Genomic DNA, 18,425 nt, shown 5'->3' with positions numbered 1-18,425 from the left:
TACGGGATGGAAATATACATAGAGCAACTAAAGAAACAAGATGCTAAGGATTTATTTACGTTTGAACTTACGAATAAATCTTTTTTTGAAACAATGGTACCAAATCGCGGCTCGAAATATTTTGAATTTGAATATTTCCAAAAACTACTAGACGATTTATTAATAGAACAGGCGGATGGAGATTCTTATTTTTATTTAATTCGTAATGAAGAAAAAGAAATTGTAGGAAGAATAAATTTAGTAGATATAGATACAGAAACTCGAATTAGTTCGCTAGGGTATCGGGTCGGAGAAAAATTTACTAAAAAAGGAGTTGCAACAGCAGCCGTAAAATTAATTTTAGACGTAGCGAAAAATAATGAAATTCATGGGGTTCATGCTAAAACAACTACTAATAATCTCGCATCAAAAATTGTACTAGAAAAAAGCGGATTTTCTTCTTATCAAAACGAATCAGATACAACTTCTGTAGAATTAAATGGAGAACATGTGAAGTTTGTACATTATATTTGGAGAAATACTTCACGCTTATAATAAGGAGGACTTATTCATGAATGATTTACGTTATCCAATTGGCCAATTTACATACAAACGTCCTATAACTGAAGAAATGATTGATACATGGATTCAAGAAATTGAAGATTTACCTCATGAACTAACAAAGGCAATTAAAGATTTAGATCAGAAGCAGTTAGATACACCATATCGCGTTGGAGGGTGGACTGTACGTCAAGTAGTTCATCACGTTGTTCATAGCCATATGAATAGCTACATACGCTTTAAATTAGCACTGACAGAAAAGAATCCAACTATTAAGCCGTATAAAGAAGAGAAGTGGGCAGAGTTACCCGATTCAAAATTACCGGTAGATGTTTCACTAGTTATGCTAGATTCATTACATAAAAGATGGGTTAACCTTTTATATTCTCTAGAAATTGAAGATTTAGAAAAGACATTTAACCATCCTGAAACTGGTGAAACAAAACTTGCTGTTGCAATAGGACTATACGCATGGCATGGTCGTCATCATACCGCTCATATTACCTCGTTAAGAAAGCGACTTAATTGGTAACATGGATATTATATTAGAGAAGGCGACAGAAAGTGATGCAGAAGTTATATTTCAAATGCAAATAGACTCATTTAGCCCTTTATTACATAAATATAAAGACTATGAAACTAATCCAGCAAATGAAACTATCGAAAAAACTATTTGTAGAATAAATCATGTAGACGGTGGCTTCTATAAAATAATAGTGGCAATGAATCTTGTTGGAGCGATATGCATTTCACAAAAAGAAACACCCTCTAAATTTTGGATCAGTCCAATGTTTATTCATCCGAGTTATCAAGGAAAAGGAATTGCCCAAAAGGTACTTACATTAATTGAGGAAATGTTTCCTGAAGCAACGAGCTGGGAACTTGCTACTATTTTAGAAGAAGAGAAAAATTGTTTTTTGTATGAAAAGATGGAGTATAAAAGAACAGAAGTTATAAAGAAATTAAATGATGAAACTACACTTATTTATTACAAAAAAGAAAGGTAAAGCATATAAAATACGCTTTACCTTTTTATGTTATTTTAGATTAAATATACAAAAATAATGTATGTTCTTCCAAAATACTCGGATTGGTAATTTTAAAAATGAATAAAAATACGAAAACCACTACTTTGTCGTAAAGGTTACTAACGCTTTTTGAATGCTTAAAATACTATCGTCACCTTTAAATTCTTTCGTAATTGGATCCTCCATACTAGAGACCCAAATTTTAAGTTCTGCATCTAAATCAAAATGCCCAGCCGTTTCGATGCTATATTGTGTAATGCTTTTATAAGGAATAGAATGGTATTCTGTTTTTTTGCCAGTTACTCCTTGTTTATCTACTAAAATAAGACGACGATTTGTAAATACGATTAGATCACGAATTAATTTATAAGCATGCTCTACTTTTTCATCGTCTAGCATAATCTTCTCTAAATCACGTTCTACACTTTCAGAACTCGTATTTGATGCATTTCCTAAAATACCGCTAAATAAACCCATATTAAATTCCTCCTTTAATATATGTGGAATGAATTACTTATATTGTAACATGTTACTCACAAAGATATTATGACATTACTTTAGTAGTTTCTGGTTATTGTTGTAATTAGTTTATATAACCTCATCTTAAAATCTTGTGCTAATATGAAATTAAGAAAAAAGAAGCAGAGGGATATAGCATGAAGAATATAGGTTTAGTATTAGAAGGCGGAGGAATGAAAGGTTTATATACTGCAGGTGTACTCGAATATTTCATGGAAAAGAACTTATTCTTTCCGTATGTAGTCGGCGTATCAGCTGGAGCCTGTATGGGAGCAACATATTTATCACGTCAAAAAGGGAGAAATAAGAAAGTAAATACAGAGCTAGTAGCAGATCACCGTTATATATCTTATCGAAATTTGATTCGAAAACGCGAATTATTCGGAATGGATTTTTTATTTGATGAAGTACCTAATAAAATTGTACCATTTGATTTTCAAACTTTCTTAAAATGTAATGAACAGTTTGTCATAGGGACGACTGATTGCGAATCAGGACAAGCCATTTATTATAATAAAGCAGAACACGGAAACGATATTTTAAAAATCATTCGCGCCTCAAGCTCTGTACCGTTTATAGCACCTGCTGTAGAATATAATAATCGAAAATTATTAGATGGAGGGATTATAGACCCTATACCAGTTTTGAAAGCCCAAAAGGATGGTTATGAAAAGAACGTTGTCATTATGACAAAGCCAGAAGGATATGAGAAGCAGCGAAATAAATTTTCAGGCCTGGCTAAAATTTTATATAGAAAATATCCGAAAATCGCAGAGAATTTAGTAGACCATTATCGTTTTTATAATGAGACGATATCTTATATGAATCGAGAAGAATAAAACGATAATTTTTATGTAATTCAACCAAGTGTACAGCTTCCTATAAGCGGAATAGAAAGAAATAAGGAAAAGCTCGTTAATCTATATAATCTTGGGTATATAGATGCTCAATATCATTATGAAAACTTATTAAATTGGATAGAGAAATAAAGGAGGAGAAAGTTGAAGTTAGGAAAACAAATTATTTTTAAAGAATTGCAGAAAATGCATAGTCCACTGCATAAACCGTTTCCTTATCGTGCTACAGCAAAATTGCAGCGAGACTTAAAAAGTAAATTTACCGAAGATGATTGTATAAACGCTGATTTTAATCATTATTGGATGCATACAGCAGCTACTTTAAATTCTGTACTAAATGGAAACGAACAGAACATTACGTTTCAACAAATAAAGTGGTTAAGAAAATCGTTTTTTGAGTGGTTTCCGCAATATCGTTTTCTAGAAACAGAAATTGTGAATTATCCCATTTTGTATAGAGATTTCATAAGTTATGAGAAGACCAGGAAGCTATTACTTTATTACCTTACTGAATAAAAGCGAAAACGTACAGGTTACATTACTTGTACGTTTTTTTGTTCATAAAACATTCAATATTAACAACTAGTTTATATAGGAATTCTAATGAGAAGAAAGAAGTACATATAATAGAATGCTACAGGGGAGGAGAGAGGAATAGCTGTTTTGCTTTAAGTTATTGTCCAACTCGAATACAGTTAGTTATTTATGTTAAAATATTTCGAGTGAAATCAAACTTTTAAGGATTTCATTGAACATTAAACAAAACAAGTTAGCAACGTAGAAGGGATAACATTAACATGAAAAACGTATCAAATATAGATAAAGTAGAATCAATAAAATCTTTACAGTCAACAATTAGTAAACTTGAAAATGCCTTATCACAGATGACTCAAAAAGGATCAAATACTACTTTAGTGAAAAAAAGACTCAAAGCAGCTAGTATCGGCTTAGCTATGTTAGAAAGTGTTTGGAAGCAAGAAACTCATCATTATACTCAGGAAGATTTAGCAGAAGCTCGTAATGTTCTAATTGGTTTGCTTCCATCAATTGAAAAGATTTACGTTAAGTCAAAGCTTGGGAGTCCTCAAAGAACGCTTTTAGAAAGAAGAATAAAATCGTTGGAACTTTCTATTCAAGCAATAGACAATTATTCTAGTAAATAACTCATTTAAAGAGTCTTATTACAAAAGTGTAGCAAGGCTCTTATATCATTCTATCAAAATTAAATATCCTTACTGCCACATTGCAGCAAGGGCAAAACATCTTGATCTACCTCATAATTATTCTCAAACTTCACATCTTCAAGAACATTTCATTGTCTTTAATAAAAATCCATGCATTAAGTAATCTTCAATCGCAAAAACACTCAATTATTTAATTTACGAAAATGGAATACCGCCATGTATTGCTGTGATCATGTTAATCAGCTAGAAGAACTAACTTTTGAAAACGATATTCCTTGGATTGAAAATCAAATTTCATCTATAAATTCTAATGCAACTCAACTTCACTTTTATATGGTAGCAGGACAACTTGAAAATAAACCTCTTTTAACGGCCAATAATCACTTGTATAGAGCTTTAAAAGATAAAGGGTACAAAACCACTTATGAAGAGTTTCAAGACGGTCATGATAGCATGTGAGGGTGAAAAAAGTTGTTTGATGGATTGAAAGCTTTGAAATAGATAAAAACCACACTTTAAAATAAAAAGGAGAGAAAATCTATGAAGCAGGAAGAACTCGATAAAAAACTAAAAAAACAAGAGATTTTAGTAAAAGATGAGAAAGTTTGGTCCTATACGTATGAGGATCATATTAGTTCTATCGTTAAACAAGCAGAACAGAAAGGAGCTTTTGATAATTTACCTGGTAAAGGGAAACCTCTTAATCTTGATAAAGATCTTTCTTACAATCCTGAAAAGCAACTTTATAGAACTTTAGCAAATAATCATGTTTTACCTAGGTGGATTGAGCTTTCAAAAGAAATTGACGATTTAAAAGAAAAGCTAAAAGAAAATACAAATACTGCAGAAGCAGCGGATTTAATTCGAACTATTAATAAAAAGGTATTAGAACATAATCTACTTTGTCCACCAAGCGCGCAAAAAATGAGGGTGAAAATGGATTTTTAACGATTTTCAATTAAGCTATCGCTTGCTATATAATTAAGTTAGGCATTTTCAATTCATTACTAAAGGGAGGCAAATGTAGTGAAGAATACGTATCAACTTCAAATTCCGAAAGAACTAGAACAGTATCGTAGTATTTTAGAAGAAAGTGTGAAACCGTATGTTAAAGTGTCTGGAACTCAAGCAGAGACAACGCTTTTTGAAAGTAAGTTTGGTGGATATCCGTATTTACCTATAGATCAAGAGCATCCTAAAGACTCAAACGGACAACCTATGATGCTACTTGCGCAGTTAAACCTTGAAGAAATACCAAACATTGAACATATGCCTCAACATGGAATGTTACAGTTTTTCATAAGTGCTGAAGAAGATCTTTTTGGAGCAGATTTTGATCATCCAACAGTCCAAAAAGACTTTCGAATTATTTATCATTCTACAATTATAGAAGATTTAAATAAGGTTATTACTGATTTTAGTTATTTAAACACTTTAGATTTAGAGAATTTTATCATACCCGAAGCAGCAAAACTAAAGTTTGAGTTGGCATATCAACCAGTAACACCAAGAGATTATCGATTTGAAATGATTTTTAGTGATAACATTGATTGGGAAGAAATTGTTGATGAAGAAAATAATACAGAATTAGGCGAACTGTATGATGATTTATGTAAAGATCAAGGACATAAAATTGGTGGTTATCCATTTTTCACACAGACAGATCCGAGAGAATGGGAAGAAAAATACCAGCAACATGACATATTATTGCTGCAAATCGATACAGACGATTCATTAAATATTATGTGGGGCGATTCTGGGGTTGCTAATTTCTTTATACGTAAGGAAGATTTGTTAAATCTAGATTTTTTCAATGTCATTTACAATTGGGATTGTTACTAGAAGATATAAATAAAATAATAGCAAACAAAAAATCTTCCTGAAGGTGAGGAGGATTTTTTTATGTTAAAAATAAGCGTTATGTTAACTAGAATAAAAAACAATGTGTAATGAAAGTCAAGCCTAAATAACAGAAATAACAACAAATAATGTAAAGTTGTAAAACATGTGCAAATAGCAATAAATTCATTAAGTAAAACATAAAATAAAATTACTAATTTATATTTTGTATAGAAATAATTTTTCTGTATAAAAATTTCTTACCAATCAAAAATGTTTTTAATTCGTTAAATCTTAAGTGATTATTGATTAAGATTTGCTGTGATGAATTTATAACAAATAAAAACGATAAAAACTGAAGAAATTTGTTTAGATAAGATTTCTTGTGAATCTCACTAAAAATCTCCGTTTCGTCTCATTAAGTATAGTTTACTTGGGTTTTGATACCTGATATTGCTTTGTTTCTATAACTGCCTATAATATATATTATGTTAACTGGATAAAAGTAATAAACTTATTATATGTTAGTGCAGATTGTTACGCTTCCCTTTTCATCGGATTCATTCTGTGTAATCGATTGTGTGCTTATTTGTTTTTGTTTTATGAGTTGTTGATGATAATGTCTCCAGATATAAATTATATTTAAGACAATAAAAAATGCAATTCGTTTTAAATGAACGCATTAAACGAATTGCATGGATATGATTCATAATAAGTTTTTAAAATTAGTTTGCTACAGCAATTGCTTCGATTTCAATTAAAAAGTTATCGTTAATTAACTTTCTAACTTCTACAGCTGAACTTGCTGGTGGATTTTTAGTATCAATGTATTGATCTCGTATATCTCTAACAGTGGCCATTTGAGAAATATCTGTTAAGAAAAATGTTAATTTTACTACATCATTAAATTGTAATTCCAAAGTATCTAATGCACTTTTAATGTTTTCGAATACTTGTCGCGTTTGTATAGCTATATCGCCAACACCAACTATTTGACCATCGGTATTGATCGCTACTTGTCCAGATATGTAAATTGTTCGTTTAGCGTTACTAACTTCGACTACATGCGAGTATCCAAAAGTTGGTGACATCGTTTCCGGATTGATAAATTTCTTTTGCACGGCTCTACTCCCCTTTAAATATTTCATTTTCTTCATATGTTAGATTTTAATTTCAGATTATCCTCTATTTACTAATAATTATTTATCCATTTAGCTGCTACATTTGTAAAAGTATATTAGCACTTTAATTTAAAGTTATTAATGGATTATGTACGTTTGATTTTCTTGTGCGCTTGTTATAATTACACCTTGTTTTATTAATTCTTCAGTTACTTTTGTATAGAAAAAGTGATACCACCAGATAAAAAACTCTTCATAAGTTATTTCTTGTGAGTATCTGCTGCTCGCAAAGTATTCTTTTAAAGGCTTATCGTTTTCTTTAAATAATAAGACTAAATCTTTACTGATCGTGTTTGCAATTTCGTTAAGTATAGATAAGTCTGTTGATTTAAATACAGGGATAACAGGTTTTGAATTTTGATATAAACCTAATTTTTCATAAACTACATTTAAATGTAAATCTATTTGTCTATCTGCTGCTACGTAACCTTTTACTAATTGCTTTTTCTTATAATTAATATCAGTATTAGTGTTTTGAAAATATTCTTCAAATGTTTCGTTATTTGCTGTTATTAAATTTAATGTTGAATATCGAGAATTTCCATAAAGACCAATTTGAACTTCTCCTAAATCTAAATACGTATTACCATACATCCCGAAAGCCTCTATATCTGCTAGTTCTTGTTCTTGAATAGCATAATAATATCGTTTCTTATTTCTTAAAGGTCGTTTCTTTTTTAAATAGTTTTCTTCAATGTAATTTATTTGTCCAAAATCTAATAACACACCACTATACAGTAAAAGACTATACGATTCTTTAGATAAATGATTAAACGTGTCGATTCTTTTTGAAATAAATTCAATTTGATTTGAATGATTTTCAATGATCTTAAGTGTTGGTTTAATTAGAGGTTCACAAAGGTTATAAAGTTTTTTTCCTTCACAAGCTGTTATCACCATGCACGTTGGATAGTACCTCCCTCCTGTTTGTTTCAATAGCCCCTCTACTTCTAATGAATTAACGTGCTTTTCAAATTCATCATTTGTCCAATTTAGCATCATTTTTATAGCATTTGACTCAAAACCAAGATGAACCAATACAAGTAAATATTGAAGTTTCGTTCCTTTTATTTTTATAGATGGCGAATTATCTCCAGATGAAATCATTTTAGTTTCATAAGCCGTATGTAATATATTCTCCGGACTATTATTAGTGAGCATTTCATATTCCCTTCCTTACTAATAAATTCATTGTAAAATCTATGTATTTATTAAGTTCTATAAACGAAAATGAGTGTCCTCTAAGAATCCAAAATTAAAAACCTTAGCATAGATATACTAAGGTTTCTTGCGTTTTTATAATGAATGAATTCTTTCATAGTCTTTTTTAAATTGATTATCATTTTTTAACCAACTTTTAAAAGTTGGCTCCTTTATTTCTAAAATGGAACAAGTTTTAGCGATACATTTATTTTTCATATATTCCTTAAGGAAATTTTGTTTTCTCTGCTTAACAGCAGCTTGAGTTCTTTTTAGCTTTCGATCTTTTAATTGATCTAGACTTAGACTTTCTTTCTGAAATTCTTCATATTTTCTATGCAGATAAATATCTTTGTCTTTATAAATCCACTTTGAAAATAGTTGTATTGGTTTTCTTCCGGTTAAAATGACGCGATAATGTTTATTTTGATTTAGTAAATCGGCTGGTAAATTTTGATTTTGTAGTACCTGATTTAAAGAATTCATAAAGTTATATGATCCTCCTACAAAGCTTACTGTATAAGTTTCATACTTGACGTAACCATCCCCATCAAAATATCCACGAACAAAATGATGTAAATATTCTTCTGGTACTAAAGGAAATTCAATGTTAAAAGATTTACATGGCATGATTCCGTGAATATTCATTAGATCGTCTTTTATTACTTTGCTATTAATGTTTAGCATATATACGCCTGTTTTTTTATTTCGATATAGTGGCTGGTTGGTGTTTAGTTCTTGTTTTATATCTTCTAAAATATAACTTTCTTTTTGTGATATACTGACACATTGATTTTCTTTTGGTATAGCACCGTCTGCTGCTATAAACCCTAATATATAAGCCATATTATTTGACCAAGTTTTAAAATAATCTTCTTTTATGTCATACTTTCTCTTCCAGCTCCCTATAGCTCGCCTTGGAACGTTGTTGTCTGTTAGAACCATACGAATATACCTTGCAGACACATTAGCAAGCATAGCGATTTCTGAGGTGCTCTTCCCTTCAATATACAAATGCATGATTTCAGATTTTGATAGTTTACATTTTGATTTCTTTTTTCGTTCTATGTGCACTTACATCCTCTCCTTCCTTTCTTTTATTAGAGACATATTTTCTTCTATAACATACAACGAAACGTATGTTCTTCGTTGCGTATAAGAAGGAATTTACTAAATAAAAACAATTTACATGTACTTAATATTTGTCTTAGCTGCTGCTGTGCGATTTGTACTTTATAGATACAAATAATGAATTTGACGAATTTATGAAATACAAGGCATTTTAGATGAAAGGTAAAATAATATAGTTTAAACTACAAATAGCTACAATAACAACATACGTAAATTGTTAATCGTAAAAAGGAGAACGAATGAATAAGAAATATACAAATCAAATTCATACTGATATGAGTTTTAAACCGAAAGATATTATAAGTTTAATGACGGATTACTTTAAAATAAAATCAAAGCTGCGTCCTATAAAGGATTTGCCTATCGTTTTATCAAATAAAGATAATGAATCGTTAGAGAGTGTTACATGGTTTGGCCATTCTGCTTCTCTTTTGAAAATCGAAGGTAAAAAACTGTTATTAGACCCGATGTTTGGAGATGCCTCTTCCCCATTTCCTTTGTTTAATAGTAAACGCTATAGTGGTGCTTTTTCTTTAGAACGTGATGACCTTCAAGAAATTGATGCGATTATCATTTCTCATAATCACTATGATCATTTGAATTACAAAAGTATTATGCAGTTAAAAGATCGCGCAAAGCACTTTTATGTTCCAACTGGAGTTGCACAATATCTTATTAAATGGGGTGTTTCGCCTAGTAAAATTAGTGAGCATAATTGGTGGGACGAAATTACGTTTGATAATATTAAGTTAGTATGTGCACCTGCAAGGCATTTCTCTGGACGTGGTATGACAGATAGAGATCGTTCATTATGGTGTTCATGGCTTATTCTTGGTCAAGAGACTAAAATTTTCTTTAGTGGTGATAGCGGTTATGCCCCTCACTTTAAGGAAATTGGTGATAAATACGGTCCATTCGATCTTACATTAATGGAATGCGGGCAATATGATCCGAGGTGGTCTGCGATTCATATGTTGCCTGAAGAAACGGTACAAGCTCATATTGATGTTAAAGGAGAATTACTTCTTCCGATTCATTGGGGTGCTTTTACGTTAGCATTACACGAATGGAGTGACCCGATAGAACGTGTTACGAAAGAAGCTAACCGTTTAGGAGTTAAAATTACAACGCCTCAAATTGGCGAATCTATTACGTTTAAATCTACAAATTATCCTTCATCAGATTGGTGGAAGGAAATTTAATTTTAAAATATAAACAGAGCGAATCCTTTTATAAAGAATTCGCTCTGTTTTCTGTATTTAAACTTATTTCACTATATTGGATTTCCCACTATCTAAAACTCTATTTGCTGGTACACTGGACATTTCAACCACTGTATTCATACTCTTATCAGTCAGTTCAACGAGTTCGTTTTCATGTTTTATTTTATTTAAATCCCATACCATCCCATGAAATTCATTATGCTGCCCACTTACCTGTATAATGCTTTTTGTTTTATTTGAAGGCTGTATTTGAAGATTTGTAAATTGATTCCCACTAATTTCATTTGGCGTAGTTACTTGACTATCCATATAAATCATATTTACACAGTCTTCTAAAGAAAAGTTCATAAAACGATTGGCATTTATCCAAGCTTGTCCGGTGCTCGGTTTTTTTGCTACTAATTTTAGTCCGGTTTCCATTCCTACAATTTTAATGTTTTCGAAGTTAACAAACGAAATTTCATTTTCTTTTCCAGCAGAGTATAAAGAAATTCCGGTACCTTTATTCGTTTCCGTCCAATTGATAATATTTATATCTTTTATTTGTGTTTTGTTCCAAGTGTTATAATACTTATTTTTACCGTCTAAATAAATAACTTCAGAGTTAAATTTAGGATCGTCAATAGCTATATACGCTCCTTCAATGGATGCGTTTTTCTCTAGTTCTAGAACTCTAAAGTTTCCCTCAACCACAAATTGTGATCCATAACCAAATAATAATTTCACACCTTTTTTAACAGTGATTGGTGACGTGATTTTATACTTTTTATCATCAAGCAATACGGTTTTTATTTTACTAGACGCTGCTTTATTAATAGCAGATTGTATTTTTATTGAATCATTTGCCCCTTTAAAGTCTTCTACATACAAGTTAGCACTTTTAGCTGCATAGTCTTTTTTGTTGTATTGATAAAAAGCAAAAATAATTAAAACTATACCAATGAGTAAAACAATTATTTTCTTCATCGTACTCACCCCATATCGATTAATCTATGGCTTTTATATTTAGGTTATTATTATTTTGCTTTGTATTTCAGATTACCATTGCTGCTTTGTCTATGAATTATATTATGTAGGAATTAGTAAACTGTTTGCTATACTAATACATCATTCTTATAATGTATTAATTTATGATTTCATAAAACAAAAGTCTGCTTGTACATAATGTAATCCCTTCCTCTATCCCTAATAAGCTCTTACTGGTGATATAAGATGTACTGCTGCAGATTGCTCTCCTGCTTCAATCAATATCGGTCTCATAGAACCGCCAAAGCTTAAAGTAATCGTTTCTTCTTTTATTGCTCTTAAAGCATCAACCATAAAACGCCCATCGAAAGATATATTTAATTGTTTTTCGCCTTGAATCGCATCTATTTGTTGCGTTTCGGAGATTTGCCCAATTTGAGAAGCGTTTGAAGAAATTTTAATTGTAGATTCGTTTATGATTTCTAAGTTAACATTGTTATTGGCCCATTCACTTGCTAATAAACTTGATCGGTCTACACCTTGTAATATCTTTTTTCTATCTATGTTAATAATCGTTTTAAAGTCATTTGGAATAAGGTTAGAAATATTAGGATATTTCCCTTCAATTAGCCTTGAATATAATGTAGTTGTTCCGAGCGTAAATATAATATGACTCTCTGAAAGGTAGATATATACGAATTCCGAATTGCTGTTCATTAATTTTAGAAGTTCACTAATGGTTGCGCTTGGTACAATACAATTTGCTTTTACATCTGAGGAAAGCAATGTTTCACGTATCGCTAGTCTATGTGAGTCAGTTGCAGCACAAATTAACTTATTATTAGATAACTCTATATGCACCCCAGTAAGAACAGGTCTAGATTCATTTTTCGCTACCGCAAAGACTGTTTGTTTAAATACTTCAATCAATTGCTCTGTCTCTACTTTGATTTCTGCATGATTGTCTATAAGCGGTACATTCGGAAACTCATCTGCAGGAAATCCATTTAAACTTAATGTGATTTCTTCTGATTGTATCGTAATTAATTGCTCATTCTTACTTTTTATTGCTATATCACTTGGCATTTTCTTTATTATTTCAATGAAATACTTTGCAGGTACAACAATAGTTCCTGCCTTTATAATAGTTGCAATCTTTTCGTCTTCAATTGAAACAGGAATGAATTTTTCGATAAAAATATTTGAGTTACTTGCAATTAAAGTAATTCCAGATTGATCTGCAGTTATTTTTATACCAGATAATATAGGAATTAAAGATTTTGTTGATATCGCTTTGTTAACTTCTGAAAGTGCTTGAGTAAATTGTTTGTGATTAACGATGAACTCCATGTTTTCCCCACCTTACATGAGATAATATTTTTATGAAGATTGATGAACGATTGTTCCGTTAAAAAAGTACGGTACTGTTTCTTTCCTTTGTAATAAATCTAGTAAATGTTCTGGTATGCGTAAATATGGAGCTGCTATATGTAATTCCATCCAAGTGATCTCTTCAATTTCTTTTGGCCTTGATATATATGTCTCTCCGCCAATTATTTCACCTAGAAAATTAAAGAAAATTGCATGATGATCTCTTTCCTCAAAAAAGGCTTCGCTGATAGAACAAATCCCGTTTACATTTATATGTAACCCTGTTTCTTCTTTTACTTCTCGAATTACTGCTTCTTCTAACGTTTCTCCTAATTTAACTGCGCCACCTGGTAATGTATAATAAGAACCATTTTCCCCTTTGTTTTTTACCATTAAGATCTTTTCGTTTGTTTTATCGTATAAAAGTGCATATGTAACATTTACTTTTTTCATCTAAGTCCACCTCTAATAATGGGAATTTTCTATCTTTGTTACATTCTACCATTTATTCGTTTTAAAATATAAAAAAGTTAATTGAGTATTTCATTTATCTGCTCTTAGCAAAGTTAATAATCGATAGTCCTTCATTACAAAATAAAAAAGAGCGTATTTTGAAATTGATTATTCAATGTACGCTCTTTATGCTCTAATTGATTCATTTTTGAATTCTATATACTTTATAACCTTTTTTCTAAATAGTATCGATTGTGTCCTTTCGGATGATCTTCACTTACTCCGATTACTTTATATCCATGCTTCTTATAAAAATCAGGTGCCTGAAAACTAAAAGTATCTAAATTGATTAACCTGCACTCTTTTTCAATTGCAAATTCTTCAATAAGTTTTATTAACTTGGTTCCGTAACCTTCATTCCTATATTCTTCAGAAACCCATAGAAAGTCAACGTGTATATGGTGCCAAAAAGTTATCGCTGTTACCCCGCCTACGATTTCTTCTTTTTCATCTCTTACTATGAAACTAACCTTTTCTGAAGGTGTTTTTTCTTCATCTGCGAGATATTTTTGATTGTATTCAATTACTTTCTCTCTTATGTAATCACTATCTTCTTGTACCCACTGCTGTACTATTTTCATTTTAAGTATCACACTCCTTTTACGATAGCTATTCAACTTCATAATTCTAATGTCCTGTTTAAATAATAGTCGTAGATCACTAATACAATTGTTTCATTTCACTAAAATAAAAAAAGCCCTACTACATTTCATCTGTAATAAGACTTATATACGTTGTGTAGAATCTAATTAATCTCAATGAATGTAATTGCTCAAAAAAATATTAAAGTTGTTCAATTCTTTTTTATGAAAACTTCCGTTATTTCAACACCTTAGGAGAATAGTCCAATTGTACCACTACGAAAAAGAATGAACATTCCTAAACCAATTAGAACAATTGGAACAATAATATGACAGTTTTCCTCAAGTACTTTAGCTAGTATAGGAGCTTTTATCAATTTGTAGCTAATAAAACACCATATCGCTATCATGGAAAAAAAGATAACTAATGTAACGATATTTGTTTCAAGTGTTTGACTAGCAAACATTGGTATATAAATCGAAATATTGTCAGCTCCATTAGCTAATGTAATTGAAGCTACTTTAAATAATGAAACAGTAACGTTATCGATAACTTCATTACTTTTATAAGAACGAAGTGACAATAGTCCTTTAACCCCCATATAAATTGGCACTAATCCTAATAATCCAATCCACGAAACAGGAATAAAAAAAGAGCTTAAAGACCCAATGATACTTAGAAAAATAATCATACTAAATCCTAAATATTGTCCAATAACAATATAAAGTTTTTTTCTCGTAGCTTTTTCGCGGACAGCTCTTCCTTCATTCCTAATTACTTCTGTTCTTACTTGTGAAAATAAAACAAGTAGTATAAAAATGTCATCAATATTTGTTGTAGCGAATGCCACAACAGAAGAAATTATGGTTGTAATCAATAAAAGCCAACTACTTTCATTGTAAACTTATAAGAAAATAATGGTCTATGAATGAAGTGCACGTTCCATCACAAAGTTGGTTAACTGTAATTTTCTAAATGTTTTTAGCAACATGTTAGTTCCTTTATAAAACAATATGAATATTCTAAGTATCTGCTACTCATTTCATTTTAAATTAAATAACTCTATTCTCTCTACACAAAAAATGTTTTGTACTAAAAAGAGCCCTATATTAGGACTCTTTTTAGTATTACGCCACTTTCCGATGTAGATGTTTTAGTTCCTTTGTCTTCTCTGCAGTTGGTGGACGGATTAATATTGAAATAATGAAGGAAATAATACTTAAAACACCAATTATAATGAAAGTTGGTTGAAATCCTCCAAGTATCGCTCCAATGAATGATCCTGCAAGCGCACCAAATCCGAAACCTTGGTAGACAATCCCGTAATTTGTACTATGGTTTTTTAATCCAAAGAAATCTCCGACAATAGCTGGGAATATAGTTATATTACCGCCGAAGCAAAAGGCGACACTTGCTACACAAGCAAAATAGATTCCGTAATTTAGCGGAATAAAACTTAAAGTAAAGACTGACAATCCTATAATAATAAATGTTGCAGAGACAATTTTCATTCGGCCGATTTTATCTGATAACGTCCCAAGAATGATTCTACCTACTGTATTAAAGATTGCAATCATAGCAACGGCGTTTGCAGCAGTTGCTGCGCTAAGTCCAACGAGTTGTACGCCGATATCTTTTACCATACTTATTAAATACAAACCACCCATACACGAGGTGAATAACATAAAAAATAGCAGATATACTTGTTTCGTTCGCATCATTTCACGCGGAGTATAGTCATTGTGTAATGTTTCAGTTACAGCATTACTTACAATTGCCTCACGTAAGAAGAACGATCCGATTAATACTAAAAGTAACACGATAATACCCCAATATAAGAATGCTTGTGATACACCAAGGTTATCGATAAGATTTCCGTTTATATATCTAAAGATTAAGCTGCCCATTCCATACGCTGATACAGATATACCTGAAATAAGCCCTTTCCGATTTGGAAACCATTTAATTAAATTAGATAGTGATGTAATATAAGCTGTTCCATCCGCATAACCAACAACGACACCAGCTAATAAATATAATAGTGGTAAGGAAGAAACTTGTGAACTAAGTATTAAGCCGAGTCCTAAAACAATTCCTGCAGTAGCAATAAGTTTCCGCAGTCCTAATTTTTTCTGCAACTTTGCTGCAAATAAAGTTGAGAATGATAAAGAAAAACTTGTTATGGAGAAAGTTATCGCTACTGAATTAAGATTCCATCCAAACTTACTTACAAGGGGTTGATTAAATAAACTCCATGTATAAATTGTTCCAAGGCCAATTTGAACAATGATTGTACCTAGAACAATTAGTAACGGATTTATAGAAGTTTGTTTCATACTAACTGTCCCCTTCTTTTATCTTGACATGAATTTTCACAGTTAGTATATCCATCATAAATTGCAAGATACTGTACGGAAAATGGTAATTAAGTTCATATACACAAAAAGACACTTCATAAAGAAGTGCCTTTTGCAGGTTATATCAGATATTTCTAAAGAAAGCTTTGTTAAGATAAGACATTTTCAAATGCTTATGTATATATGTTATCAAATAATTTCTTATATGTGATGAGACTTAAGACGTATTTTTTATTCATCATATAGTCGGATGAAAAATTAATATTCGATTTCATCAAAATCTTTCGGCTGCGGTACAGTTTGCATATTAGCTGCATCTTTAGGATCGCTATAAATTGCATTTTGTTCTGTATTTACATCTTTTATATTTTGCTTTTTATTTTTGTTCACTTTATCTTTCACTTTCAATCACTCCTTTTTGTTATAGGAGTAATTATGCCCTATTACCGTTACTAAATGTATCAGCGACTAAATTACTAAATTCACGTAAATAATATAAGTAATTATCACCGCCGTAGTTATATCTTTTATTATACATTTTTGCAACAACTACATTATATTCAGGTATTACTAAAATAGTCGGTCCAGTAATCCCTAATATTTGATACGACCCTTTTGGAATACGTTCACCAAGTTCGCTTAATTGTGCAGGCTCATTTTGGATGAACCAAAACACCCCATTTTGTGGTAGCTCTTTGTTTATAAATGTTGGGCTCTGCAAACTCGTAGCGATTTTTATAACTTCTTTTAGAACGATTTGTTTATCATCTATCATACCTTGATTTAAATGAAGATTACCCCACTGCGCAAATTCTCTAGCTGAGACAAATAAATTTTTTTCAGTACCGTCATCTACCGTACCAATTTCACTAATTGCGTCTTCATTTGGATTATTAACAACGTCAACTAAATTTTCATCTCGCTGAACTCTCCAACCTGTTTCTTGAAAATTAGCAGGTTTAAACACACGCTCCTTTAACAATTCAGGAAAACTTTTGTTATATAGCTGATAAATAAGACGTGTCATCATTCTTACATTAATATCTCTATACGCCCATGATTGTCCCGGTTCAAATTCACGAAAAATTGTCCCGTCATTCGTTTCTTCTAATCCGTGCGAATGTGTTACTAAATGTCTTATCGTCGTTTTACCAAGCAATACAGGATCAAAGTCTTTAAAATATTTTATCGCTTCATCATCAATAGAATTTATTTTCCCCTCGTATAGCGCATACGCTATCATTAATCCTAAATAACTTTTTCTAGCAGAAGCAACGTTAAATTGTGAAGATGCTGTTACTCTCTTGGTTGTAGATGTATTTGAGTGATAACCACTATAATGCTCTAGTACGATTTTATTATCTTTTATAATACAAAGAGCTGTAGCAGAACTATAATTTTTTTCTTTTATATTCTCTACCCAAGAAATCAACTTTTCGTATGTATACAAATAAATCCCCCTTAACACTAATACAAAATTACAAAATGAAAGAAAAGTATAAACAGTATTTACACCTTTCTTTCATATAAAACAACTTGGATTTTCTATACTTAAATAACCCACCAGTTCCAGCAATTAAAGCAACCAAAACAGCCAGCGCAACCTACGCAACGTCCACCACAACCGCCACATCTACCACCACCACAACCGCCACAGCGTCCACCACACCCTCCGCATCCGCCGCAACGACGTGCATCGTCTTGAATGTAGTAGTATGGATATTGACTTTGTTGTTGATCCCAATACACAACATTACCAGTTTGATAATCATTAAGGTTTAATGTTTGTAGTTCATGTTGAAACTGATTCATTATGAAACCCTCCATTTATAAATGTAAATTCCGTCCAAATATTAAAGTTAATAAATTCTTTTAAACAAAGTAGAAACAAGACTATAGACTAAATGCGTACATCAACAAAATATGAACTTACA

General features: G+C 31.2%; 20 protein-coding genes and 2 pseudogenes. 9 read left to right on the top strand and 13 right to left on the bottom strand.

The window, feature by feature from the left end; all coding sequences use genetic code 11:
* The first annotated feature begins 6 nt into the window (after positions 1-6).
* The 3 genes from AC241_RS13515 to AC241_RS13505 are packed head-to-tail and all read left to right on the top strand — an operon-like array spanning position 7 to position 1,547.
* A complete protein-coding gene (locus AC241_RS13515) occupies positions 7-534 on the top strand; it encodes a GNAT family N-acetyltransferase (protein ID WP_029442487.1) in 528 nt (175 codons plus the stop codon).
* A gap of 16 nt (positions 535-550) precedes the next feature.
* Complete coding sequence (locus tag AC241_RS13510) at positions 551-1,072, top strand: YfiT family bacillithiol transferase (protein ID WP_050843846.1); 522 nt, start codon at positions 551-553, stop codon at positions 1,070-1,072.
* Between the two features lies 1 nt (position 1,073).
* Complete coding sequence (locus AC241_RS13505; RefSeq protein ID WP_029442486.1) at positions 1,074-1,547, top strand: GNAT family N-acetyltransferase; 474 nt, start codon at positions 1,074-1,076, stop codon at positions 1,545-1,547.
* A 120-nt stretch (positions 1,548-1,667) separates the two neighbouring features.
* On the opposite strand, the gene AC241_RS13500 is transcribed toward AC241_RS13505, so the two are convergent.
* On the bottom strand, positions 1,668-2,045 hold the full coding sequence (locus tag AC241_RS13500) for a PH domain-containing protein (RefSeq protein WP_000522472.1): 378 nt from the start codon (positions 2,043-2,045) through the stop codon (positions 1,668-1,670).
* 179 nt (positions 2,046-2,224) lie between these two features.
* Here AC241_RS13500 and AC241_RS13495 point away from each other — a divergent pair.
* The 5 genes and pseudogenes from AC241_RS13495 (at position 2,225) to AC241_RS13470 (ending at position 5,970) form a co-directional block, all read left to right on the top strand.
* A pseudogene (locus tag AC241_RS13495) lies at positions 2,225-3,076 on the top strand (patatin-like phospholipase family protein).
* 12 nt (positions 3,077-3,088) lie between these two features.
* Complete coding sequence (locus AC241_RS13490) at positions 3,089-3,460, top strand: YxiJ-like family protein (RefSeq protein ID WP_029442484.1); 372 nt, start codon at positions 3,089-3,091, stop codon at positions 3,458-3,460.
* Between the two features lie 281 nt (positions 3,461-3,741).
* Positions 3,742-4,107, top strand: coding sequence for a hypothetical protein (locus AC241_RS13485; protein WP_029442483.1), 366 nt, complete (start codon positions 3,742-3,744; stop codon positions 4,105-4,107).
* Between the two features lie 88 nt (positions 4,108-4,195).
* Positions 4,196-5,076: pseudogene (locus AC241_RS36020) on the top strand (DnaJ family domain-containing protein); the annotation flags it as partial.
* A 78-nt stretch (positions 5,077-5,154) separates the two neighbouring features.
* Complete coding sequence (locus AC241_RS13470; RefSeq protein ID WP_050843842.1) at positions 5,155-5,970, top strand: YwqG family protein; 816 nt, start codon at positions 5,155-5,157, stop codon at positions 5,968-5,970.
* A gap of 722 nt (positions 5,971-6,692) precedes the next feature.
* Here the strand turns inward: AC241_RS13470 and AC241_RS13465 are convergent.
* The 3 genes from AC241_RS13465 to AC241_RS13455 form a co-directional block, all read right to left on the bottom strand.
* The gene (locus tag AC241_RS13465; protein ID WP_050843840.1) at positions 6,693-7,088 is read right to left on the bottom strand and encodes a RidA family protein; all 396 of its coding nucleotides are present in this window, start codon (positions 7,086-7,088) and stop codon (positions 6,693-6,695) included.
* A 138-nt stretch (positions 7,089-7,226) separates the two neighbouring features.
* Entirely contained in the window at positions 7,227-8,309 is a 1,083-nt protein-coding gene (locus AC241_RS13460) for a hypothetical protein (RefSeq protein WP_050843838.1), read from the bottom strand.
* Positions 8,310-8,444: 135 nt separating this feature from the next.
* Positions 8,445-9,422 carry an LAGLIDADG family homing endonuclease gene (locus tag AC241_RS13455; RefSeq protein WP_050843836.1) on the bottom strand — a complete coding sequence of 326 codons (978 nt, stop codon included), beginning with the start codon at positions 9,420-9,422 and terminating at the stop codon, positions 8,445-8,447.
* A 296-nt stretch (positions 9,423-9,718) separates the two neighbouring features.
* Here AC241_RS13455 and AC241_RS13450 point away from each other — a divergent pair, with 296 nt between their 5' ends.
* Positions 9,719-10,681: an MBL fold metallo-hydrolase gene (locus tag AC241_RS13450; protein WP_050843833.1), complete on the top strand. Its 963-nt coding sequence runs from the start codon at positions 9,719-9,721 to the stop codon at positions 10,679-10,681.
* Positions 10,682-10,744: 63 nt separating this feature from the next.
* Here AC241_RS13450 and AC241_RS13445 read toward each other — a convergent pair whose 3' ends face one another.
* The 9 genes from AC241_RS13445 to AC241_RS13405 form a co-directional block, all read right to left on the bottom strand.
* Entirely contained in the window at positions 10,745-11,668 is a 924-nt protein-coding gene (locus AC241_RS13445; protein ID WP_043938411.1) for a hypothetical protein, read from the bottom strand.
* A gap of 219 nt (positions 11,669-11,887) precedes the next feature.
* Positions 11,888-13,018 (bottom strand): DNA polymerase III subunit beta, encoded by a 1,131-nt coding sequence (gene dnaN, locus AC241_RS13440; protein ID WP_029442480.1) that lies wholly within the window; start codon positions 13,016-13,018, stop codon positions 11,888-11,890.
* A 30-nt stretch (positions 13,019-13,048) separates the two neighbouring features.
* The gene (locus tag AC241_RS13435) at positions 13,049-13,492 is read right to left on the bottom strand and encodes an NUDIX hydrolase (RefSeq protein ID WP_029442479.1); all 444 of its coding nucleotides are present in this window, start codon (positions 13,490-13,492) and stop codon (positions 13,049-13,051) included.
* A 224-nt stretch (positions 13,493-13,716) separates the two neighbouring features.
* The gene (locus AC241_RS13430) at positions 13,717-14,133 is read right to left on the bottom strand and encodes a GNAT family N-acetyltransferase (protein ID WP_029442478.1); all 417 of its coding nucleotides are present in this window, start codon (positions 14,131-14,133) and stop codon (positions 13,717-13,719) included.
* A gap of 251 nt (positions 14,134-14,384) precedes the next feature.
* Complete coding sequence (locus AC241_RS13425) at positions 14,385-15,011, bottom strand: cadmium resistance transporter (RefSeq protein WP_029442477.1); 627 nt, start codon at positions 15,009-15,011, stop codon at positions 14,385-14,387.
* Between the two features lie 250 nt (positions 15,012-15,261).
* A complete protein-coding gene (locus AC241_RS13420; protein ID WP_029442476.1) occupies positions 15,262-16,470 on the bottom strand; it encodes an L-lactate MFS transporter in 1,209 nt (402 codons plus the stop codon).
* 279 nt (positions 16,471-16,749) lie between these two features.
* Positions 16,750-16,893 carry a hypothetical protein gene (locus AC241_RS34795; protein ID WP_000653680.1) on the bottom strand — a complete coding sequence of 48 codons (144 nt, stop codon included), beginning with the start codon at positions 16,891-16,893 and terminating at the stop codon, positions 16,750-16,752.
* Between the two features lie 31 nt (positions 16,894-16,924).
* Positions 16,925-17,941 carry a serine hydrolase domain-containing protein gene (locus AC241_RS13410; protein ID WP_050843831.1) on the bottom strand — a complete coding sequence of 339 codons (1,017 nt, stop codon included), beginning with the start codon at positions 17,939-17,941 and terminating at the stop codon, positions 16,925-16,927.
* A 101-nt stretch (positions 17,942-18,042) separates the two neighbouring features.
* Positions 18,043-18,303, bottom strand: a complete 261-nt coding sequence (locus tag AC241_RS13405) for a heterocycloanthracin/sonorensin family bacteriocin (RefSeq protein WP_001071343.1) — start codon at positions 18,301-18,303, stop codon at positions 18,043-18,045.
* Positions 18,304-18,425 lie beyond the last annotated feature (122 nt).

The sequence above is a fragment of the Bacillus thuringiensis genome, from assembly GCF_001182785.1.
GTDB lineage: Bacteria > Bacillota > Bacilli > Bacillales > Bacillaceae_G > Bacillus_A > Bacillus_A thuringiensis_S.
This window is presented reverse-complemented; position numbering and strand designations above follow the sequence as displayed.